Annotated in this window: 22 protein-coding genes; 13 read left to right on the forward strand and 9 right to left on the reverse strand. The window is 61.7% G+C overall.

Annotated features, from left to right (window positions below; all coding sequences use genetic code 11):
- The first annotated feature begins 8 nt into the window (after window positions 1–8).
- Complete coding sequence (mmsB, locus tag M2397_RS26695) at window positions 9–896, forward strand: 3-hydroxyisobutyrate dehydrogenase (protein ID WP_131700224.1); 888 nt, start codon at window positions 9–11, stop codon at window positions 894–896.
- An 81-nt stretch (window positions 897–977) separates the two neighbouring features.
- Here the strand turns inward: mmsB and M2397_RS26700 are convergent, their stop codons facing one another.
- Complete coding sequence (locus M2397_RS26700; RefSeq protein ID WP_003230905.1) at window positions 978–1,322, reverse strand: cupin domain-containing protein; 345 nt, start codon at window positions 1,320–1,322, stop codon at window positions 978–980.
- 384 nt (window positions 1,323–1,706) lie between these two features.
- Here M2397_RS26700 and kynB point away from each other — a divergent pair, with 384 nt between their 5' ends.
- Window positions 1,707–2,357 carry an arylformamidase gene (gene kynB, locus M2397_RS26705; RefSeq protein ID WP_259244759.1) on the forward strand — a complete coding sequence of 217 codons (651 nt, stop codon included), beginning with the start codon at window positions 1,707–1,709 and terminating at the stop codon, window positions 2,355–2,357.
- Window positions 2,354–3,211 carry a tryptophan 2,3-dioxygenase gene (gene kynA / locus M2397_RS26710; protein WP_131700226.1) on the forward strand — a complete coding sequence of 286 codons (858 nt, stop codon included), beginning with the start codon at window positions 2,354–2,356 and terminating at the stop codon, window positions 3,209–3,211. The genes kynB and kynA overlap by 4 nt, the downstream gene beginning before the upstream one ends.
- Before the next feature lie 107 nt (window positions 3,212–3,318).
- On the opposite strand, the gene M2397_RS26715 is transcribed toward kynA, so the two are convergent.
- The 4 genes from M2397_RS26715 to antA form a co-directional block, all read right to left on the reverse strand.
- Entirely contained in the window at window positions 3,319–4,722 is a 1,404-nt protein-coding gene (locus M2397_RS26715; protein WP_131700227.1) for an amino acid permease, read from the reverse strand.
- 57 nt (window positions 4,723–4,779) lie between these two features.
- A complete protein-coding gene (gene antC, locus M2397_RS26720; protein ID WP_131700228.1) occupies window positions 4,780–5,787 on the reverse strand; it encodes an anthranilate 1,2-dioxygenase electron transfer component AntC in 1,008 nt (335 codons plus the stop codon).
- Between the two features lie 67 nt (window positions 5,788–5,854).
- The gene (antB, locus tag M2397_RS26725; RefSeq protein WP_053131958.1) at window positions 5,855–6,346 is read right to left on the reverse strand and encodes an anthranilate 1,2-dioxygenase small subunit; all 492 of its coding nucleotides are present in this window, start codon (window positions 6,344–6,346) and stop codon (window positions 5,855–5,857) included.
- Window positions 6,346–7,737 (reverse strand): anthranilate 1,2-dioxygenase large subunit, encoded by a 1,392-nt coding sequence (gene antA, locus M2397_RS26730; protein ID WP_259244761.1) that lies wholly within the window; start codon window positions 7,735–7,737, stop codon window positions 6,346–6,348. The genes antB and antA overlap by 1 nt, the downstream gene beginning before the upstream one ends.
- A gap of 312 nt (window positions 7,738–8,049) precedes the next feature.
- Here antA and M2397_RS26735 point away from each other — a divergent pair, with 312 nt between their 5' ends.
- The gene (locus M2397_RS26735) at window positions 8,050–9,042 is read left to right on the forward strand and encodes a helix-turn-helix domain-containing protein (protein WP_259244762.1); all 993 of its coding nucleotides are present in this window, start codon (window positions 8,050–8,052) and stop codon (window positions 9,040–9,042) included.
- Window positions 9,043–9,072: 30 nt separating this feature from the next.
- Here the strand turns inward: M2397_RS26735 and M2397_RS26740 are convergent, their stop codons facing one another.
- Window positions 9,073–9,948, reverse strand: a complete 876-nt coding sequence (locus M2397_RS26740; RefSeq protein WP_131700231.1) for a LysR family transcriptional regulator — start codon at window positions 9,946–9,948, stop codon at window positions 9,073–9,075.
- Window positions 9,949–10,062: 114 nt separating this feature from the next.
- Between M2397_RS26740 and M2397_RS26745 the strand changes: the two genes are divergently transcribed.
- The 3 genes from M2397_RS26745 to catA are packed head-to-tail and all read left to right on the forward strand — an operon-like array spanning window position 10,063 to window position 12,463.
- The gene (locus tag M2397_RS26745; RefSeq protein ID WP_259244763.1) at window positions 10,063–11,190 is read left to right on the forward strand and encodes a muconate cycloisomerase family protein; all 1,128 of its coding nucleotides are present in this window, start codon (window positions 10,063–10,065) and stop codon (window positions 11,188–11,190) included.
- Window positions 11,191–11,201: 11 nt separating this feature from the next.
- Window positions 11,202–11,492 (forward strand): muconolactone Delta-isomerase, encoded by a 291-nt coding sequence (catC, locus tag M2397_RS26750; protein ID WP_131700233.1) that lies wholly within the window; start codon window positions 11,202–11,204, stop codon window positions 11,490–11,492.
- Between the two features lie 41 nt (window positions 11,493–11,533).
- Entirely contained in the window at window positions 11,534–12,463 is a 930-nt protein-coding gene (catA, locus tag M2397_RS26755) for a catechol 1,2-dioxygenase (RefSeq protein ID WP_167656693.1), read from the forward strand.
- Between the two features lie 79 nt (window positions 12,464–12,542).
- Here the strand turns inward: catA and M2397_RS26760 are convergent, their stop codons facing one another.
- Window positions 12,543–13,016 carry an Lrp/AsnC family transcriptional regulator gene (locus tag M2397_RS26760; RefSeq protein WP_003176072.1) on the reverse strand — a complete coding sequence of 158 codons (474 nt, stop codon included), beginning with the start codon at window positions 13,014–13,016 and terminating at the stop codon, window positions 12,543–12,545.
- Window positions 13,017–13,160: 144 nt separating this feature from the next.
- Here M2397_RS26760 and kynU point away from each other — a divergent pair, with 144 nt between their 5' ends.
- Both kynU and M2397_RS26770 read left to right on the forward strand, forming a co-directional pair.
- Window positions 13,161–14,411 carry a kynureninase gene (gene kynU, locus M2397_RS26765; protein ID WP_259244764.1) on the forward strand — a complete coding sequence of 417 codons (1,251 nt, stop codon included), beginning with the start codon at window positions 13,161–13,163 and terminating at the stop codon, window positions 14,409–14,411.
- Between the two features lie 163 nt (window positions 14,412–14,574).
- Window positions 14,575–15,981 carry an amino acid permease gene (locus M2397_RS26770; protein WP_259244765.1) on the forward strand — a complete coding sequence of 469 codons (1,407 nt, stop codon included), beginning with the start codon at window positions 14,575–14,577 and terminating at the stop codon, window positions 15,979–15,981.
- Here the strand turns inward: M2397_RS26770 and M2397_RS26775 are convergent.
- On the reverse strand, window positions 15,927–16,823 hold the full coding sequence (locus M2397_RS26775; RefSeq protein WP_259244792.1) for a LysR substrate-binding domain-containing protein: 897 nt from the start codon (window positions 16,821–16,823) through the stop codon (window positions 15,927–15,929). The genes M2397_RS26770 and M2397_RS26775 overlap by 55 nt on opposite strands.
- A 110-nt stretch (window positions 16,824–16,933) precedes the next feature.
- On the opposite strand from M2397_RS26775, the gene M2397_RS26780 reads away from it, so the two are divergent.
- The 4 genes from M2397_RS26780 (at window position 16,934) to M2397_RS26795 (ending at window position 21,294) form a co-directional block, all read left to right on the forward strand.
- Entirely contained in the window at window positions 16,934–17,698 is a 765-nt protein-coding gene (locus M2397_RS26780) for a sulfite exporter TauE/SafE family protein (protein WP_167656690.1), read from the forward strand.
- A gap of 46 nt (window positions 17,699–17,744) precedes the next feature.
- Window positions 17,745–18,641, forward strand: a complete 897-nt coding sequence (locus tag M2397_RS26785; RefSeq protein ID WP_259244766.1) for a LysR family transcriptional regulator — start codon at window positions 17,745–17,747, stop codon at window positions 18,639–18,641.
- Window positions 18,642–18,744: 103 nt separating this feature from the next.
- Complete coding sequence (locus M2397_RS26790) at window positions 18,745–19,638, forward strand: NAD-dependent epimerase/dehydratase family protein (RefSeq protein ID WP_167656688.1); 894 nt, start codon at window positions 18,745–18,747, stop codon at window positions 19,636–19,638.
- A 210-nt stretch (window positions 19,639–19,848) separates the two neighbouring features.
- Entirely contained in the window at window positions 19,849–21,294 is a 1,446-nt protein-coding gene (locus M2397_RS26795; RefSeq protein WP_259244767.1) for a SulP family inorganic anion transporter, read from the forward strand.
- A gap of 3 nt (window positions 21,295–21,297) precedes the next feature.
- On the opposite strand, the gene M2397_RS26800 is transcribed toward M2397_RS26795, so the two are convergent.
- Window positions 21,298–21,678, reverse strand: coding sequence for a lysozyme inhibitor LprI family protein (locus tag M2397_RS26800; RefSeq protein ID WP_259244768.1), 381 nt, complete (start codon window positions 21,676–21,678; stop codon window positions 21,298–21,300).
- Window positions 21,679–21,760 lie beyond the last annotated feature (82 nt).

The following is a 21,760-nucleotide window of genomic DNA, read 5'->3' on the forward strand; positions in this document are numbered from 1 at the left end:
AGACGACCATGAAGATTGCATTTATCGGCTTGGGCAACATGGGCGCGCCCATGGCCCGCAACCTGATCAAGGCCGGCCATGCGCTGAACCTGTTCGACCTGAACCAGACGGTGCTCAAGGAACTCGCCGAACTGGGCGGCCGCATCAGCGACTCGCCGCGTGACGCTGCCCAAGGCGCCGAGCTGGTGATTACCATGCTGCCGGCCGCCGCCCATGTGCGCAGTGTCTGGCTGAATGAAGACGGTGTATTGGCCGGGATCGGCAACGGCGTGCCCGCAGTGGACTGCAGCACCATCGACCCGCAGACCGCGCGCGATGTCGCCGCTGCTGCCGCCAAGCAAGGCGTGGTGATGGCCGATGCACCGGTCTCCGGCGGCACGGGCGGCGCCCAGGCGGGCACCCTGACCTTCATGGTCGGCGCCACCCCGGAACTGTTCGCCACCCTGCAACCGGTGCTGGCGCAGATGGGCCGCAACATCGTGCATTGCGGCGATGTGGGCACCGGGCAAATCGCCAAGATCTGCAACAACCTGCTGTTGGGCATCAGCATGGTCGGCGTCAGCGAAGCCATGGCCTTGGGGGACGCGCTGGGCATCGACACCCAGGTGCTGGCCGGCATTATCAACAGCTCCACCGGGCGCTGCTGGAGTTCCGACACCTACAACCCCTGGCCGGGCGTGATCGAAACCGCGCCGTCGTCCCGTGGTTATACCGGTGGGTTCGGCGCCGATTTGATGCTCAAGGACCTGGGCCTGGCCACCGAGGCCGCTCGCCAGGCCAAGCAACCGGTGATCCTCGGTGCCGTGGCCCAGCAGTTATACCAATCGATGAGTCAGCGTGGGGAAGGGGGCAAGGACTTCTCGGCGATTATCAACAGCTATCGCAAACCCAAATAACCTTGTAATGGAGGCTTACTGTGGCGATCGGGCTGGCCCCGCTCGCCACAACAACGTCAAATTGCCCGCTTTGGAAGCGACTCAAGCAAACACAAAATACTTACGCACCGTCTCAACCACTTCCCATGTCCCCTTCATCCCCGGTTCCACCACGAAAATATCCCCAGCGCGCAGATGGATCGGCTCCATCCCCTCAGGGGTGATCACGCAGTAGCCTTCCTGGAAGTGGCAGTATTCCCACTTCACGTATTCCACGTACCACTTGCCCGGGGTGCAGATCCAGGTGCCCATGATCTTGCTGCCGTCTTCGCTGGTGTAGGCGTTGAGGTTGACGGTGTGCGGGTCGCCTTCGAGCTTTTCCCATTTGCAGGCATCCAGGACCGGCAGGGGATGGGTGTCGCGCAATACGGTGATGGGCTTGGACATGATGACTCCGAGGCAGGGAATGGAAAGATGCACCCTAAGGCCTTGGGCGTTGCGCCAGTGGTCTGAACTCGACATCGGGATGCCCAGAAGCGCAGGTGAATGCGACTCCTCTGGCCGTGCGCAGTCAATGTGGGAGGGGGCTTGCCCCCGATGGCGGAGGGTCAGTGGACACATAAGTGACTGACACACTGCTATCGGGGGCAAGCCCCCTCCCACATTAATCCTTGGTGGGAGCTCCACTGTGGCCAGGCAATACTTCTGAGCGTAAATAGGCCATTTCCTCGCAGTAAGTGCGAAAGATTTCACGCTTTACGCAGGAATTCGCAAGAAAATTCACGTCTGGCCCTCGTATCATTCACCCCAGTAACCGCCGAGAGCCTTTAAATGAACCCAATAAAAACGTGGTGGGACATCAGCCCGCCCTTGAGCACGGCGACCCCGACCTGGCCGGGCGATACGCCGTTCCAGGAAGAGCGTGTGTGGCAGTTCGGCCCGGAGTGCCCGGTGAATGTCGGGCGCATTACCTTGTCGCCGCACACCGGCGCCCATGTGGATGCGCCGCTGCATTACAGCGCGGACGGTGCACCGATTGGCGAGGTGTCGCTGGACGTGTACATGGGCCCGTGCCGGGTGCTGCATTGCCTGGACAGCGGCGCGCTGGTACAGCCGCATCAGTTGGAAGGGCGTGTGGATAACTTGCCCGAGCGCGTGCTGTTGCGTACTTATCCACAAGCACCGCTGACCGAATGGGATTCGAACTTCACCGCCATCGCCCCGCAGACCATCGAACGGCTGGCCAGCCTGGGGGTGCGCCTGATCGGTATCGACACGCCCTCCCTGGACCCGCAACAGTCCAAGACCATGGATGCCCACAACGCCGTGGCGCGGCATGGCATGGCGATTCTCGAAGGCATCGTGCTCGACGACGTACCGGAGGGCGACTACGAACTGATCGCCCTGCCGCTGCGTTTCGCCAACCTGGACGCCAGCCCGGTCCGTGCCATTCTCCGCCCGCTCAAGGAGCCCTCGCCATGAGCCAATGTCCTTTCTCTGCCGACTACCAGCCACCGGAAGAATGGCATAACGCCGAACTGAATTTTTCCGAGTCCATGAGCTATGGCGACTACCTGGACTTGGGCAAAGTCCTCAGCGCCCAGCATCCGCTGTCGCCGGACCACAACGAAATGCTCTTCATCATCCAGCACCAGACCTCCGAGCTGTGGATGAAACTGATGCTCCACGAACTCAAGGCCGCCCGCGAACACGTGCGCCTGGGCGAATTGCCGCCGGCGTTCAAGATGCTGGCGCGGGTCTCGCGGATCTTCGATCAACTGGTGCACGCCTGGGCCGTGCTGGCGACCATGACGCCGTCGGAATACAAGGCGATTCGCCCGTTCCTGGGGCAGTCGTCCGGGTTCCAGTCGTTCCAGTACCGCGAGATCGAATTTATCCTCGGCAACAAGAGTGCGGCGCTGCTGCGGCCCCATGCCCATCGGCCTGAATTGTTGCAGGCGTTGCAGGTAGCGATTGCCACGCCGTCGCTGTATGACGAAGCGGTGAACCTGATGGCCAAGGCGGGCCTGGCGATTGACCCCAAGCGCGCCGAGCGCGACCCGACGGCGGCGACCGTTCACGATGAGTCGGTGGAGGCGGCGTGGCGCGAGGTGTATCGCGACCCGAGCCGGTATTGGGACTTGTACCAGTTGGCCGAGAAGTTTATCGACCTGGAAGATTCGTTCCGCCAATGGCGCTTCCGGCATGTGACCACGGTGGAGCGGATTATCGGCTTCCAACCCGGCACCGGCGGCACCGAGGGCGTGGGTTACCTGCGCAAGATGCTCGACACCGTGCTGTTCCCCGAGCTGTGGCGAGTGCGCTCCACGCTGTAAACGCAATCAAATGTGGGAGGGGACTTGCCCCCCGATGGCGGAGGGTCAGTGGACACATAAGTGACTGACACACTGCTATCGGGGGCAAGCCCCCTCCCACATGGATATTACTGCGCAGCGGCGACCGCTTTCGTCTTACTCACTCGCAACCGGTAGGCCACATAGATAATCCCCACCCAAACCGGCATCGCATACACCGACTCGCGAATGCCCGGGATCGCCAGCATCACGCTGATGATCATAAGCATGAACGCCAGGCACAGGTAGTTGCTGAACGGGAACCAGAAGGTCTTGAACGACGGCGTCACACCTTGCTCACCCATGGCTTTGCGGAACTTGATGTGGGTGATGCTGATCAGCGCCCAGTTGATCATCAGCGAAGCAACCACCAGCGCGAACAGCAGCTCCAGGGCACTTTGCGGTGCCACGTAATTGACCACCACGCACAGCATCGTCACCAACGCCGAGATCGCCAGGGCCCGCAGTGGTACGCCTTGCTTGTTGAGCTTCATCAGCGCTTTTGGCGCATCACCTTGCTCGGCCAGGCCGAACAGCATGCGGCTGTTGCAGTACACGCCGCTGTTGTACACCGACAGCGCCGCGGTCAGCACCACGAAGTTGAGGATGTGGGCGGCGGTGTCGTTGCCGATCAGCGAGAAGATCTGCACAAACGGGCTGCCGCTGTAGGCATCGCCCGACGCGCCGAGGGTTTGCAGGAGTTGATCCCATGGGTACAGCGACAGCAGCACGGTCAATGCGCCGACGTAGAAAATCAGGATCCGGTACACCACCTGGTTGATCGCTTTCGGGATCACCTTGCGTGGCTCGCTGGCCTCGGCAGCGGTGATACCCACCAGCTCCAGGCCGCCGAACGAGAACATGATGAAGGCCATGGACATCAACAGCCCCATGCCGCCATTCGGGAAGAACCCTCCGTGGCTCCACAGGTTGCTGATGGACGCTTGCGGGCCGCCGGTGCCGCTGAACAGCAGGTAGCAGCCGAGCACGATCATGCCGACAATCGCCACCACCTTGATGATCGCAAACCAGAACTCGGTCTCACCAAAGAATTTAACATTCAGGGTGTTGATCAGGTTCACCGCGACAAAGAACACCAGTGCACTGACCCAGGTCGGGATCTCCGGCCACCAGAACTGGATGTACTTGCCCACGGCGGTCAGCTCGGCCATGCCCACCAGCACGTACAGTACCCAGTAGTTCCAGCCGGCCAGGAAGCCCGCGTAACCGCCCCAGTATTTGTGGGCGAAGTGGCTGAACGAGCCGGCCACCGGTTCTTCGACGATCATCTCGCCGAGCTGGCGCATGATCAGGAACGCGATGAAACCGGCAATCGCGTAGCCCAGGATCATCGACGGCCCTGCCGACTTGAGTACCCCGGCCGAACCGAGGAACAGCCCCGTGCCAATCGCCCCGCCCAAGGCGATCAACTGAATATGCCGGTTCTTCAGGCCACGCTTGAGGCCTACCGGGTTAACCATGTCATCCGCCATTAACGTTCCCTTCTACTTGTTTTTCTCGGGGTAGAACCCCTCAGAAGTGCTGAGGCGTCAGATATTACTCTGCGTAAACTTTTCGTAATACAGCTGAACGCCATCAAGTGCCTGATCCGCCAGCCATTGTTGGATGGATTCGACCATCGGAGGGGGGCCGCACACGTACATATCCGCCAATCCGTCGCGCAATTCGGCCAGGTCGAAATGGTCGGTGAGGTAGCCGCGCTTGCCGGGCCACTCGGGCGACGGTGCGCTCAGCACTTCGGTGTAGCGAAAACCGGGGATTTTCGAGGCGTATTGATCGATACGCTGCGCTTCGCATAAATCCTCAGCCCCGCGCACGCCGTAATACAGGTGCACCGGCTGCTCGCAGCCCGTGGCGGCCAGTTCATCGAGCATGCCGAGCAAGGCTGACAATCCGGTGCCGCCGGCCACCAGCACCAACGGTTTGCTGACATGACGCAGGTAGAACGCACCCAGAGGCGCCTCGATCAGCAACGCATCGCCGACGTGGCAACGGTCACGCAGGTAGTTGCTCATCACCCCATCCGGCAGCAGGCGGATCAGGAACTGCAGCTGATTGCCCGGCAGGTTGGCGAAAGAGTAGGAGCGCCAACCGTCCGTGCCGGGCACCGAGATGCGCGCATATTGGCCCGGTAGAAAATCCAGCGACGCGTCCAACCGCACCGTCAAGATCGCCGTACTGGCCGACACCTGCTGCACCTCGCTCACCGTGCCGCGCACCTGCACCGGCCCCGACGCATTGCACAGGCTTGAATCAAAGTCGAAGTAGAACGCCGCGTCGGACTTCACTCGGGTCTGGCAACTGAGCATCTTGCGCTGTTGCAGGTCGAGGCTGGAGAGGGCTTCCTCGTCCACATAGTCCTGGGTGTAATCCCCCGACTCGCACCGGCCCTGGCAGGTGCCGCACACGCCTTCGCGGCAATCCAGGGGGATCTTGATGCCATTGCGCAGTGCCGCATCCAACAGGATTTCATTCGCGCCCACCGGGAAAAACAGCGTCTTGCCGTCGGCAAAACTGAAGGCCACTTTGTGATTCATGTAGGGGCTCCGCATATTGATGACGTGCGCACAACCTGTGGCAAGTCCGCTCGCCACAAAGGCGTGTTCATAGGTGATAGAAATCCAGCACCGAATTGATGGTGTCGTTAAGCAGCAGCGCATGCTTGCGGGTGATCAGCCAGCTGTCGCCATGGGGCTTGAGGCGATAGGTGGCATGCCCGTAGAACTGCTCCGACGTGGCCAGCCGATAGAACAGCGTGTGCCAGTTCAACCGGACCTCCAACGTGCCATCCGCCTGCTCGGCGATGCGCACGTTGTTGATCAGGTGCAAGGTGCGCGGCATCGGTGTGGCAGACGCCGCTTTGCCGGTGCGCAGGCGGAACACGCGGTCTTCCAGGCCCGAACGGTTGGCGTAATAGATCAGTGACATCTCACGCTTGGGGTCGCGGGTGTAGACGTGCTCCGAGTCCCATTGCGGCAGGTGAAATTCGCTCTGCGGGTCGAACAACTGCACATAGGCGTCCCAGTCCTGGGCGTCGCACAGCTCGGATTTACGGTAGAAAAACTGCTCGATCCGGTACTGCAATGGCGCATTCATCATTTCACCTCCCGCAGTTTCAGCGCTTGTTGATCCAGGCCGTTGAGCAGAAAGTGCTGCCAGTTGCGGTGCTGGTTGACGTACAGGCCTTCATGGGTGAACTCGGTGCCGGTCATGGCCGGTTGGATGCCGATGGCCTCGCTGTTCGGCGTCGGCCCGGTTTCCCAGCGATGGCTGCCGCGTGAGATATCGCTCCAGCGTTCCAGGCGGCCCTGGAAACCACGCTGGGCTTCGCGAAACTCCACGAGGTCGTCCGGCGTGCCCATGCCCGAGACGTTGAAGAAGTCCTCGAACTGGCGGATACGGTTTTCACGGTCGGCGTCGGATTCGCCTTTCACCCCCAGGCACTGGCTGATGATCTCGGTCTTGTTCCACGCCACCGGGCGGATGATGCGCAACTGCGAGCTGATCTGGTCGAGGAAGAACAGGCTCGGGTAGATATTCAGGTTGCGCAGGCGGTGCATCATCCACTCGGCCTTCTGCTGGCCGTGCTCTTTCACCAGGCGCGGCATGATGGTGGCGTAGCCGGAACGCACGCTGGGGTTGGGCATGTCGCTGAACAACACGCTGTGGCCATTGTTGAAGGCGAACCAACCGTCATCGGTGTTGGCGTCGCCGGCGCCGAGCTTGCTGTAGTCCAGGGTGCTGGCGGACCCGGTGCCGTTCTCGGTATTCACCTGCTGGCGATGCTGCACCGTGGCCACGTAGTTGTAGTGCACGGTGCTGACGTGATACCCGTCCAGGCCGTTTTCGTTTTGCAGTTTCCAGTTGCCGTCGTAGGTGTAGGCAGACTTGCCCGGCAGCACCTCCAACTCACCGGTGGCAGACTGCGCGACCATCATGTCGAAGAACACTTTGGCGTCGCCGAGGAAGTCTTCCAGGCTGTCACGGCCATTCACATCCAGGCTGATGAAGACAAAGCCCTTGTAGCTGTCGATGCGCGTCTTTTTCAGGCCGCGTGTCGCCTTGTCGAAACCTTCCGGATATTCCCCCGGCGCCTTGACCTTCACCAGCCGGCCATCGCTCTTGTAGCACCAGGCGTGGAACGGGCAGGTGAAGGTCGACTGGTTGCCCTTGCCGACCCGGGTGAGGGTGGTGCCGCGATGCTGGCAGGCGTTGACCAGCGCATTGAGCTGGCCCTCGCCATCGCGGGTGATGATCATCGGCTGGCGCCCGGCACGCATCGTCACGAAGTCGTGATGATTGGCCAGTTCGCTTTCGTGGCAGGCGTAGATCCAGTTCTTCTCGAAGATCAGCTCCATCTCCAGGTCGAACAGCTCGGGCTCGGTAAACATGTCGCGGGCGATACGGAACACTGCGTCTGCCGGACGAAAATCCAGGCAGCTTTCGATAAAGCTTTTCCATTGCTCGACGCTTCTTGCACCACTCATGGGAGGCACCTTTTGATCATGGCTAAACAGGTGAGCCATTAAGAGGCTGCGACAAGGTGGCGGGCTATCCACTTAATGGGGGAAGGTGGGCCGCAAAGTTGGGCAGCAAATACCCACGGCGGTGCGGGGCGGTGACGCGACGCGCTACCGTCTGGCGAGGCAAGGGGCGTCAACACCTGCGGTTTATCCACATAGTTGGCGGTTGCTATCCACCCGGTTGCAATCGGGCCGGCGTGGCGTAGAACTTGCTGTGGAACCACAACGACGCGCCGCCAGAGCGCGCAACAGCCTAACCGCCGTGGGTGCACCCTGATGAGTAGCCAGACACGCGATATTCATATTCAACGCTTCGACCTCGAAGGCGCCCGCAGCTGGATGTCCGGCATTTGCGGGCCCCATCGCCTGGCGACGGCCACGCCCGAGCGCCTGCGCTTTCATCACAGTGCCAACGTGTTCAAGTCCCGCGCCACCACCCTGGGGGTGATCGAATACGGCACCGACGTGACCATCGATATCGAAGACGCCGAGCACTTCAGCAGCTACAGCGTGAGCCTGCCGCTGGTGGGCGAACAGGCGTTGAGCAAGAACGGTGAGTGCCTGGGTTCCAACCGCGATCAGGGCGTGATCATCGCGCCCAACGAGCACCAGGTGCTGGCGATTTCCGGTGACTGCCGCAAGTTGCAGGTGGTGATCACGCGGGCGGCGATGAGCGAATCGCTGGAAGGCTTGCTGCAACGGCCTATCGAAGCGCCGCTGCAATTTGAACCGGTGATGGATGCCGTGGAGGGCGCTTCGGCGTCGTGGTGGCGCATGGCGCGTTATTTCATCGCCGAGCTGGAAGGCAGCAGTGAGTTGTATGAGCAGGCGGCGTTTACCCGTGACCTGGAAAGCTCGCTGATCAAGGGCCTGATCCTCGCCCAGCCGAACAACTACTCGGAAGAACTGCGCGCCGTACTGGGGGTGAAACTGCCCCATTACCTGATCCGTGCGCGCCAGTACATTCACGCCAACGCCCGCGAGGCGCTGCACCTCGAAGACCTGGAAGCCGCTGCCGGCGTGTCGCGGTTCAAGCTGTTCGATGCGTTTCGCAAGTACTTCGCCCTGTCGCCCATGGCCTACCTGAAGAAGCATCGGCTGAATGCAGTGCGCCAGGAAATCCTTGAGCACGGTTCAATCCGCACCATCTCCGAGATCGCCCTGGGCTGGGGCTTTACCCACCTGGGGCGGTTCTCGGCGGAGTATCGAAAACTGTTCGATGAGTCCCCCAGCCAGACGTTGCAGCGCAAGCGTATGCGCAGTACTTGAACCTGATGAAGATCAACATGTGGGAGGGTTTCAGATCAGTTCTTCAACCAACTGCAGGCAATGACTAAGCCCTGGCGACTGATCATTCACCCGTCGGCTCAGAATGATCGGCGAGGTCGCTGTCGCTTCTACAACCGGCGTGTAGCCAATATCCGCGCGATGCAGCACCTGCACCGATGCCGGCACCAGCGTCACGCCCATGCCCGCACCGACCAGGCCGATGGCGGTCTGCAATTCGTTGGTCCACTGCGCCACCTTGAGGCTCAGGCCGTGGGCGTCGAACAGCGCGATCACATGGTCGGCATAGCTGGGGCGCGGGTTGCCGGGGTAGAGCACAAACGGCTCGGCGGCCAGTTGGGCGAGGGTCGCGGGGGCGCCCAACAAGGGGTGGCCGGCGGGCAGCACGGCGACCAACCGATCCTCCACCAGCACGCGCTGGACGATGGCCGGGTCGTCGATACGAATGCGCCCGAAACCCACATCGATACGCCCGGCCTTGAGCGCCTCGACCTGCTGCAAGGTGGTCATTTCCGACAACCCCAGTTCCAGCTCCAACGCCTCATGGTTGCGCAGCCGCCGAATCAATTCCGGCAGCACGCCATACAAGGTCGATGGGGCAAAGCCAATGCCCAGCCAGGTCTTCTCGCCCTGGCCGATGCGTCGCGTGTTGTCGCAGACTTTGTTCAACTGCTCGAGCAATACATTGGCGTGTTCATAGAAAAACCGCCCGGCCTCGGTCAGCCGCAGCGGTCGCCCGCGCTCCAGCAGAATCACGCCCAATTCCTCTTCCAATTGCTGGATCTGCCGGCTCAACGGCGGCTGGGCGATGTGCAGGCGTTCGGCGGCACGGGTGAAGTTGAGGGTCTGCCCCAACACCTGGAAGTAGCGCAGATGACGCAGTTCCATAACGGCTCCTTTCATACCTTGAGAGTATTGCTTGAGACTAATTCTATATTGGAAGCCAGGAAAGATGCGGCACAGAATCGACGTAAATCTATAAAGAACCCAACGGGTATTGCCATGCCGATTTGCGCCATCGAGTCGATCGAGACCATTATCGTCGACCTTCCCACCCTTCGCCCGCACAAACTGGCGATGCACACCATGCAAAACCAGACCCTGGTGATCATCCGCGTGCGCTGCGCCGACGGCATCGAAGGCATCGGTGAATCCACCACCATCGGTGGTCTGAGCTACGGTAACGAGAGCCCCGACAGCATCAAGGTCAACATCGACCGTCACTTCGCGCCACTGCTGATCGGCCAGGACGCCAGCAATATCAACGCGGCCATGTTGCGCCTGGAGCGCAGCATTCGCGGCAACACCTTTGCCAAATCCGGTATCGAAAGCGCCTTGCTCGACGCCCACGGCAAGCGCCTGAACCTGCCCGTCAGCGAACTGCTCGGTGGGCGTGTGCGCGATGCGTTGCCGGTGGCCTGGACACTCGCCAGCGGCAATACCGCCCAGGACATTGCCGAGGCCGAAAAGATGCTCGACCTGCGCCGCCACCGCATCTTCAAGTTGAAGATCGGTGCCGGTGAAGTTGGCCATGACCTGGCCCATGTCATCGCGATCAAAAAGGCCCTGGGCGAGCGTGCCAGCGTGCGCGTCGACGTCAACCAGGCCTGGGACGAGGCCGTGGCCCTGCGTGCGTGCAAGGTGCTTGGCGACAACGGCATCGACCTGATCGAGCAGCCGATCTCGCGCAATAACCGTGGGGGCATGGCCCGGCTCAACCTGTCGAGCCCGGCGCCGATCATGGCTGACGAATCCATCGAGTGTGTCGAAGATGCCTTCAACCTGGCCCGTGAAGGCGCGGCCTCGGTGTTCGCCCTGAAGATCGCCAAGAACGGCGGTCCCCGCGCGGTATTGCGCACCGCTGCGATTGCCGAGGCAGCCGGTATCGGCCTGTACGGCGGCACGATGCTGGAAGGGGGGATCGGCACCCTGGCGTCGGCGCATGCCTTCCTTACGCTGGACAAACTGGCGTGGGGCACCGAGTTGTTCGGCCCGCTGTTGCTGACCGAAGACATCCTTACCGAGCCGCCGCTGTACCGCGACTTCCAGCTGCATGTCTCCCATTTGCCGGGCCTGGGCCTGGCCATCGATGAAGAGCGTCTGGCGTTCTTCCGTCGTGACAAACACTAAGAGGCGCCGCCATGTTGTTCCACGTAAAAATGACCGTGAACCTGCCCGTCGACATGAACCCCGAGCGCGCCGCCAGCCTCAAGGCCGACGAAAAAGCCCTGGCTCGACGTTTACAAGAGCAAGGCAAATGGCGCCACTTGTGGCGCATCGCCGGGCTCTACGCCAACTACAGCGTGTTCGACGTCGACAGTGTGCAAGAACTGCATGACCTGCTGATGCAACTGCCGCTTTACCCCTACATGGCCATCGAAGTGAACGCCTTGTGCCGGCACCCTTCGTCGATCCATGCGGACGACCGCTAGGCCGGTTTTCACCCTGATAACTACAAGATGAGGAATGCACCATGTCCATCCGACTGTCCCAGACTGCCCATGCCCAACAGTTTCTCGAAGAAGCCAGCGGCAACCTCACTGACGGCGGCAACCCGCGCACCAAGGCGCTGATCTACCGGATCCTGCGCGATACGGTAAACATTATCGAAGACCTGGAAGTGACCCCGGAAGAGTTCTGGAAGGCGGTCAACTACCTCAATGAATTGGGCAAAAACCAGGAGGCCGGACTGCTCGCCGCCGGGCTCGGTCTGGAGCATTACCTGGACATGCTGATGGACGCCGCCGATGAGGAAGCCGGCAAATCCGGCGGTACCCCGCGCACCATCGAAGGCCCGCTGTATGTGGCCGGCGCGCCGCTGTCGAAGTACGAGGCGCGGCTGGACGATGGCAAGGACGAGGCGGTGCCGCTGTTTATGCGCGGGCAAGTGCGCGACACCGAGGGCAAGCCGTTGGCGGGGGCGATTGTCGATGTGTGGCAGGCCAATACCGGTGGCACCTATTCGTGGTTCGACCCGACGCAATCCGAATTCAACCTGCGCCGCCGCATCGAGACCGACGCCCAGGGCAACTACCGCTTTCGCAGCATCGTGCCCTCGGGCTATGGCTGCCCGCCGACCGGGCCGACCCAGCAGTTGCTCGATCAACTGGGGCGTCACGGCCAGCGGCCGGCGCATATCCACTTCTTCATCTCGGCGCCGGGGTACCGGCACCTGACCACGCAGATCAACCTGTCGGATGACCCGTACCTGCATGATGATTTTGCCTACGCGACGCGGGATGAGTTGATTGCCGAGATTCGCTTCAGCGACGATCCGCAACTGGCGCGGGAGTTTGGCGTGGAAGGGCGGTTTGCGCAGATTGATTTTGACTTTGAGTTGCAGGCCGCGGCAGCGCCGGTAGAGCAAAAACGCATGCAGCGGGTTCGTGCGTTGGAGGATTGATCAACACGGTCAAAAATGTGGGAGGGGGCAAGTCGAATCGTCGCACCGCCCCTCCCACATTCGAGCGATGGTGCTGCTCCTATTTGCGAACAACCAGATCAAGCACCTCATCCCGATCCTTGATCTTCTGCAACACAATCTCCGAGCGGATATCCATCACCCCCGCCGTGCGGTTCAGGTGGTTCACGATAAAGTCCGAAAAGTGCTTGAGGTTGCGCGCCTGCACGCGCAGTACATAATTGCTGGCGCCGGTGATCACGTAGGCGCTGGCCACTTCCGGCCAGCCCTGCACCTTCTTGATAAACGTCTCATGCCAATCCTCCACATCCTGGCGCAATGACAGGTGGACGATGGCCTCCAGTTCAATCCCCAGTTGCTCGGCATTCAACACCGCGCGGTAGCCGCTGATAATCCCTTCGCTTTCCAGCAGGCGTAAACGGCGCAGGCAGGCAGAGGGCGACAACGCGACTTTTTCCGCCAGTTCCTGATTGCTGATACGGCCATCCTGTTGCAGGAAATGCAGGAGGCGAAGGTCGGTGGCGTCGAGAATCATGATTAGAATAAATCCGCGTATTTTCGGTTGTTAGTCGAATTTCCTACAGCTTAATTAGCCTGTTACCCACCACTTTGCACGAAAATTCTCTAAATCTTCGTTCATTATTTGCTGCATCCTCACTTATAAAAACCAGGACAGCCCATGACCCCTCGCAGCCATTGCCAAGCCCTTGACACCCAGGACCCGCTGGCGCCGCTACGTCACCAGTTCGCCTTGCCCCAGGACGTTATCTACCTGGACGGCAACTCCCTCGGCGCGCGTCCAGTGGCGGCGCTGGAGCGGGCGCAGGCGGTCATCGTGCAAGAGTGGGGCAATGGCTTGATCCGCAGTTGGAACAGCGCCGGTTGGGCCGACTTGTCCCAGCGCCTGGGCAACCGCCTGGCACCGCTGATTGGTGCGCGCGACGGTGAGGTGGTGATCACCGACACCACCTCGATCAACCTGTTCAAGGTGCTCAGTGCCGCCTTGAGCGTGCAGCGCCAACGGGAGCCTGCGCGCAAGGTGATCGTCAGCGAAGCGAGCAACTTCCCCACCGATTTGTACATCGCCCAGGGCCTCGCCGAGTTGCTGCAACAGGGCTATTCCCTGCGCCTGGTCAACAGCCCGGATGAACTGCCCGAGGCCATCGACGGGGATGTGGCGGTGGTGATGCTTACCCACGTCAACTACAAGACCGGCTACATGTACGACATGCAGGCGCTCACTGCCTTGAGCCATGAATGCGGCGCGCTGAGCATCTGGGACCTGGCGCATTCGGCGGGCGCGGTGCCGATCGACCTGCACGGTGCCGGTGCCGACTATGCGATTGGCTGCACCTACAAATACCTCAATGGCGGCCCGGGCTCCCAGGCGTTCGTATGGGTCAGCCCGACCCTGGTGGACCTGGTGCACCAGCCGCTGTCGGGCTGGTTCGGGCATACCCGGCAGTTCGCCATGGAATCCAGCTACGCGCCGAGCGCCGGCATCGCCCGCTACCTGTGCGGCACCCAGCCGATCACTTCGCTGGCGATGGTGGAATGCGGCCTGGAGATTTTTGAACAGACCGACATGGCCCGCCTGCGCAGCAAATCCCTGGCGTTGACCGACCTGTTTATCGAGCTGGTTGAAAGCCGCTGCGCCGCCCATAACCTCGTGCTGATCACTCCGCGTGAACACGCCCGGCGTGGCAGCCATGTGAGCTTCGAACACCCTGAGGGATATGCGGTGATCCAGGCCCTGATCGCCCGGGGTGTGATCGGTGATTACCGCGAGCCGCGCATCATGCGCTTTGGGTTTACGCCGCTGTACACGAGCTTTACCGAGGTGTGGGATGCGGTGGAAATCCTCGGTGAGATTCTCGATAACAACACTTGGGACCAGCCGCAATTCAAGGTCCGCCAGAGCGTCACCTGAAGATAACGCAGATCAAAATGTGGGAGGGGGCTTGCCCCGATAACAGTGTGTCAGTCGCCGGATTTGCAGGTTGATACACCGCCATCGGGGGCAAGCCCCCTCCCACAGGGGACCTGTGACAACCGTTAGATAGTGCAACCACAATAATAAAGGGGCACACCACGTGACCACGCCAGACAACGGCTTTGCCGAGATCACCCACCGCGAACTGGGCCTGAGGCGCCAGCTCACTTCCGGCCAGATGAGCATGATCGCCATCGGTGGCGCCATCGGCACCGGGCTGTTCATGGGCAGCGCCTATGCCATTGGCTATGCCGGGCCCAGCGTGCTGGTGAGCTACGCGATCGGCGCGTTGATCACCTTGCTGCTGATGGGCTGCCTGGCGGAGATGACGGTGGCCCACTCCACCTCGGGTTCTTTTGGCGCCTATGCCGAGTTCTACATCAGCCCGCTGGCCGGGTTCCTGGTGCGTTATGCCTACTGGGCGGCGATTGTGCTGGCGGTGGGCGCCGAGGTCACGGCGGTGGCGATGTACATGAAGTACTGGTTCGCCAACGTGCCGGAGTGGGTGTGGATCGTGTCGTTTTCCAGTGTGCTCATCCTGCTCAACGCCATCAGCGTGAAGACGTTCGGCAACTTCGAGTACTGGTTTTCGACGATCAAAATCAGCGCCATCGTCGGCTTCATCATCCTTGCGGTGTACGTGGTGTTCGGCTCCGGCAACCCGGACTATGGCGTGCAGCACTACACGGCCCACGAGGGCTTCTTCCCCCATGGCCTGAGCGGCATGTGGATAGCGGTGATCGTGTCGATCTTCAGCTACTTGAGCGTCGAGATGATCGCCGTGGCTGCCGGTGAAGCGGCGGACCCGGAGCAGGCCGTGAAGAAAGCCTTTCGCGCGACCATCGTGCGGCTGGTGGTGTTTTACCTGCTGACCCTGGCGCTGATGCTCGCCATCGTGCCGTGGAACCAGGCCGGCCAGACCCAGAGCCCGTTCGTCACGGTGATGCAGACCATCGGCATTCCCGGCGCCACCGGGGTGATGAATTTCGTGATCCTGATCGCGGCGTTGTCGGCGATGAACAGCCAGCTCTACATCACCACGCGCATGATGTTCAGCCTGTCCCGCGCCGGCTTTGCGCCCAAGTCCATGGGTGCACTGAGCAAGAGCGGCATTCCGCTGAATGCCTTGCTGTTGTCCAGCTCGGGCATCGCCCTGGCGACGCTGTTGAACGTGGTGTACCCGCAAAGCTCGTTCACCCTGATGATGGCGATCTCGATGTTTGGCGCGATCTTCACCTGGTTCATGATCTTCCTCACGCACCTGTTCTTCCGGCGCTATCGCAAGCGTCATGGCGGCGCGAAGCTGTCGTTCCAGTTGCGCCTGTTTCCCTACAGCACGTTACTGGGCCTGGTACTGATGGGGGCGGTGATGATCACCACGTACTTCACCGAGGCGTTCAAGATGACCCTGGTGTTTGGCGTGCCGTTCCTGCTGATCCTGTCGGCGGTGTATTACGGGTTTTTCCGCAAGGGTAGGGCCAAGGTGTCGAACAAGGCCCTGGCGTAACCCGGCAAGTGTTCGAACGAGCGCGCGCATAACAGCAGCGTTCGGCGAGCCCACTCTTCCTGCAACGGTTGGGCGGTGAAGGGGTGTGGCGCTGGCCAGCGCGCCAACGCCGCCTGGGGCACGATGCCCAGGCCGGCGCCGCGGGCGACCATGCGCATCAGCCCGTCAAAACCCTCGGCGCGGATGCGCGTCTGCACACGAAAGCCCGCGTGCAGTGCCTGTTCTTCCAGGTACACCGAGAGTGCGCTGGCGGCGCCCAAGCCGACGAAGTCGAATTGCAGGCTGTCGACAAAACTCACCTTGCCGCCTGCCAGGGGATGGTCGCGCGGCATGATCAGCACCAGTGGGTCGTCGCGAAACGGCAGGGTCTGCAAGCCGTGGGTGTCCACGGCGTCGGAGATGATCCCCAGCTCCGCCGTACCCTGGCGCAAGGCCTGGGTAATGCGCAGGCTGGGCAATTCCTGCAGGTCGATATCGAGGTTGGGGTGTTCGCGCAGAAAGTCCGCGAGCAGTTCCGGCAGGTATTCGCTGAGTGCGGTGGTATTGCACAGCAGGCGCACCTGGCCTTTGACGCCGTTGGCGTATTCCGCGAGGTCCTGTTGCAGGTGATCGGCTTGTTGCAACAACAGGCGAGCGTGACGGGCCAAGGCCTTTCCCGCCGGTGTGGGGGTGACGCCTCGACGCCCTCGGTCGAGAAACTCGATGCCCAACGAGGCTTCCATCGCCCGGATGCGTGCACTGGCGGCGGCCAGGGATAAATGGCTGCGGGCCGCGCCGGCGGTGATATTGCCGGTGTCGAGGATGTGCAGGTAGAGGCGCAGGTCGATCAGGTCAAAGTGCATGGCTGGTTGCTCGGGTGACTGGACTGGCATCGTCAGCCTCACGCAAAACAAGAGGCTGCCTCAGTATATGGCGGATTTTAGAGTCCATCGAAAAGTCGCACACTCGGCCCATGAACACCTTCCTCGCGTTTTACCAAAACCTCGGCCCCGCCCTTACCTTGCTGGTGATCGGCACCTTTCTGTTGGCCGGTACGGTCAAGGGCGTCATCGGCCTGGGCCTTCCCACCGTTGCCATGGGCATGCTCGGCCTGGCTATGCTGCCGGCGCAGGCTGCGGCGTTGCTGATCATTCCTTCGACCGTCACCAACCTGTGGCAATTGGCATTCGGCGGGCACCTGAGTGCTTTGCTCAAGCGGCTATGGCCGATGTTGCTGCTGATTTTCCTCGGCACCGGGCTGGGCACGTTGTGGCTGGGGATGGACGGCGGGCAATGGGTGGTGCGCGCACTGGGCGCGGCGTTGCTGGTGTATGCACTGAGCGGACTGTTCCTGCCCGCGTTCAAGGTCAAGGTCCAAATCGAACGCTGGCTGGGCCCGTTGTGCGGGCTGATCACCGGCATCATCACCTCGGCCACCGGTGTGTTTGTGATTCCGGCCGTGCCGTACCTGCAGGCGCTGGGTTTGAACCGCGATCAACTGGTGCAGGCGTTGGGGCTGTCGTTCACCGTGTCGACCCTGGCGCTGGCCGCCGGTTTGGCCTGGCGCGGCACGTTGGGCGGTGGCGAAATCAATGCATCGTTGCTGGCGCTGGTGCCGGCGCTGCTGGGCATGTGGCTGGGCCAGGTGGTGCGCCAGCGCATCAGTGCGGTGCTGTTCAAACGGGTGTTTTTTATCGGCATGGCACTGCTGGGCGGGCATCTGCTGATCAGTGGTTGACGGCGCAGCGGTGTAAGCTGCTGTGAACCGATAACGAGGACCGCCCGTGAAAGCCCGATCCGATGAGCTACAGATCTTCGTCAGCGTGATTGAGTGCGGCTCAATTTCCGCGGCGGCGGAGCAGGTCGGGCAGACGCCGTCGGCGGTCAGTCGCACCCTGTCGCGCCTGGAAGCCAAGCTTGAAACCACACTGATCAACCGCACCACGCGGCGCATGGACCTGACCGAGGAGGGCAAGTACTTCTTCGAGCAGGCCAAGCTGATCCTGGCGCAGATGGACGCGCTGGAAGAGCGCCTGTCGTCACGCCAGAAAAAACCCGCCGGGCGGCTGCGCATCAATGCCGCCGTGCCGTTCATGCTGCATGGGATCGTGCCCTATATCGCAGAATTTCGCCGTTTGTACCCGCAGATCCAGCTGGAGTTGAACAGCGATGACCTGATCATCGACCTGCTGGAGCAGAGCACCGATATTGCGATTCGCATCGGTGCCCTGGCCGACTCCACCCTGCATGCGCGCTCCCTCGGCTGGTCGCCGCTGCATATCCTCGCCAGCCCCGACTACCTCAAGCAGTACGGCACGCCGACGACGGTCGCCGAGCTGGCTGACCACACCTTGCTGGGCTTTACCCAGACCGAAACCCTCAACCATTGGCCGCTGCGCCATGTGGAAGGCGACCGCTGGCTGATCCAGCCCAGCGTGGCCGCGTCCAGTGGTGAAACCCTGCGCCAGCTGGCGTTGGAAGGGCAGGGCATTTGCTGCCTGTCGAACTTCATGACCTCCGAAGACATCAATGCCGGACGCCTGGTGCCGGTGCTGGAGGCGTTCAACAGTGGGTATCGCCAACCCATCCATGCGGTGTTCTACCGCAACTCGCAATTGGCGCTGCGCATCCAGTGCTTCCTGGACTTTATCCAGGCCAAGCTGGCGCGGTATGCCTGCTGATTCGTGACCGTCACGCAAGAGTGAATTGGGCGGTACGGGCTTATTCGTCAGGGATGAGTCCGTAACAATGGACCCATCACTTACCCCGTCAGGAGCACTCTCCATGAACGTATTCATTACCGGCGCAGCCGGTTTTATCGGCGGTTCCATCGCCACTGGCCTGGTCAAGGCCGGTCACACCGTTACCGGCCTGGTACGCAGCGCCGAGCAAGCGGCTGAAATGACCGCCCTGGGCATCAACCCGGTGATCGGCACCCTCGATGATGCCGCTGTGTTGACCGAGCAAGCGCAGAAAGCCGATGCGGTGATCAATGCCGCGAGCAGCGACCATCGCGCTGCGGTGGAAACCCTGCTGGCCGCGCTGAAAGGCTCGAACAAGCCATTCCTGCACACCAGCGGTTCGAGCATCGTGGGGGATGCCTCGGGCGGTAAGGCCAGCGATGTCATCTACTTCGAAGACAGCTTGCCGGAGCCGACCGTCGACAAGGCTGCCCGCGTGGCCATCGACAACCTGATCCTGGCAGCGGCCAAAGACGGGGTGAATTCGGCGGTGATCTGCAACACCCTGATCTACGGCCACAGTCTTGGCGTGAAGCGCGACAGCGTGCAACTGCCGCGCTTGCTCAAGCAGGCACGCAAGAGCGGTGTGGTGCGCCATGTCGGCACCGGGCAGAACATCTGGTCCAACGTGCACATTGACGACGTGGTGGCGCTGTACCTGCTGGCACTGACCAGGAACGTGCCGGGCACTTTCTACTTTGTGGAAAGCGGCGAGGCCTCGTTTATCGACATGACCACGGCTATCGCCCACGCCCTGAACCTGGGCCAGCCACAGGATTGGCCATTGGCCGAGGCTGAAGCCGAGTGGGGCTATGAAATGGCCAACTATGGCCTGGGCTCCAACAGCCGCGTGCGTGGCAAGCATGCCCGCGAGTTGCTGGGCTGGGTGCCGAAGCGTACGTCGGTGGTGGAGTGGATTCGCGACGAGATGGTGTGATGTTCGCTTGAAACCCAGGTGCTGCTATCGGGAGCAAGCCCCCTCCCACATTTGACTGAGTTCCAACGCTGGAATGCAGTCAAGTGTGGGAGGGGCGGTGGGACGATTCGACTTGCCCCCGATTGGGGCCACTCGATCTTTCAGACTGGCCCCACCGGGCTCAATTCCGTACCATTCCCCGCCTTATCCCCCGCAATGCCCTGGTACCTCATGAACCTCACCCGCCTACGCGCCGATGCCTTGGCCGGCCTCACCACGTCCTTTGCGCTGCTGCCCGAATGCATCGCCTTTGCCCTGGTGGCTCACCTCAACCCGCTGATGGGGCTCTACGGCGCCTTTATCATTTGCACCCTTACTGCCTTGTTCGGCGGCCGGCCCGGCATGGTGTCCGGGGCGGCAGGCTCGATGGCGGTGGTGATCGTCGCGCTGGTGGTGCAGCACGGCGTGGAATACCTGCTCGCCACGGTGCTGCTGGGCGGGCTGATCATGATCGCGTTCGGCCTGTTGCGCCTGGGCAAGCTGGTGCGCATGGTGCCGCACCCGGTGATGCTGGGGTTCGTCAACGGCCTGGCGATCATCATTGCCCTGGCCCAGTTGGAGCATTTCAAGAGCGGTGAAAACTGGCTCAGCGGTACGCCGTTGTACGTGATGACCGGCCTGGTGCTGGTGACCATGGCCATCGTCTACCTGCTGCCGCGCATCACCCGTGCGGTGCCGCCGGCCCTGGTGGCGATCCTTGGCGTGGGCCTGGCCGTGTACCTGCTCGGCCTGCCGACCCGTACCCTCGGCGACATGGCCCACATCGCCGGCGGCCTGCCGACCTTCGCGCTGCCGCAGATCCCCTGGACCCTGGAAACCCTCGGCATCATCGCCCCCTATGCATTCCTGATGGCCATGGTAGGCCTGCTGGAAACCCTGCTGACCCTGAACCTCACCGACGAAATCACCGAGACCCGTGGCTACCCCGACCGCGAAAGCGTGGCCTTGGGCGCGGCGAATATGCTCTCGGGCCTGTTCGGCGGCATGGGCGGTTGCGCGATGATCGGGCAAACCGTGATCAACCTCAGCTCCGGCGGGCGCGGGCGTTTCTCCGGGGTGTTCGCCGGGGTGATGATCCTGCTGTTTATTCTGTTTCTGTCACCGCTGATCGAGCGGATCCCGCTGGCGGCGCTGGTCGGGGTGATGTTTGTGGTGTCGCAGCAGACCTTCGCCTGGGCGTCCCTGCGGGTGATCAACAAGGTGCCGCTCAATGATGTGCTGGTGATTATCGCGGTGACCGTGATCACGGTGTTCACCGACTTGGCCACCGCCGTGCTGTGCGGCATCGTGATCGCAGCACTGAACTTTGCCTGGCAACAGGCCCGTGAGCTGTATGCCGATGAGCATCTGGAAGCGGACGGCAGCAAGCTCTATCGCCTGCACGGCACCTTGTTTTTTGCCTCGACTACGCCGTTTCTGAACCAGTTCGATCCGGCCAACGACCCCGCCCAGGTGACGTTGGATTGCCGTCACCTGAGCTTTGTCGACTACTCGGCGATTGCCGCGCTGATGACCCTGCGCGAGCGCTACAGCAAAGCTGGCAAGCATCTGCGGGTGCTGCATTTGTCTGAGCGCTGCAAGCAGTTGCTCAAGCGTGCCAAGGTTCACCACGACTGATTTTTACGGCCCGACCAGGTCTTCCAATTCCTGGGCGCGGGTCTGTGTCATGTCCAGCACGCAGCCGGTGCCGTTGACCTGGTCGATGGTGCCGCCGGTGGCGGAGCCGGCGAAGGCGCAATTGGCGTCACGGTATTTGATCCACAGGCGCTGCAGGTCCTGCAGTTGCTGTTTGCGTGTGCCTTCCTGGGCGGCGAGGGCGGTCTTGTAGGCTGTGTTCAGGCGCGTGTCTTGCACCTTGGTTTCCTTGACGTTGCAACTGACCATGTCGGCAGTGGTATTGGCGCCGTCCATGCATTTTTTCAGGGCCGGGTTGTCGGCGGCGGCGGCAGTGCCGCACATGGCGAGTAGCAGGGCGCCGGTGGCGAGTGTCGTACGAATCATGCTCGATTTTCCTGGCATCAGTGGGTGTGCATTCTATGACTCAAGGGTGTTCGTCGAGTTTCCAGCCTTCTCTGATCTTGAT

The sequence above is a fragment of the Pseudomonas sp. BIGb0381 genome (assembly GCF_024809815.1).
Classification (GTDB): domain Bacteria; phylum Pseudomonadota; class Gammaproteobacteria; order Pseudomonadales; family Pseudomonadaceae; genus Aquipseudomonas.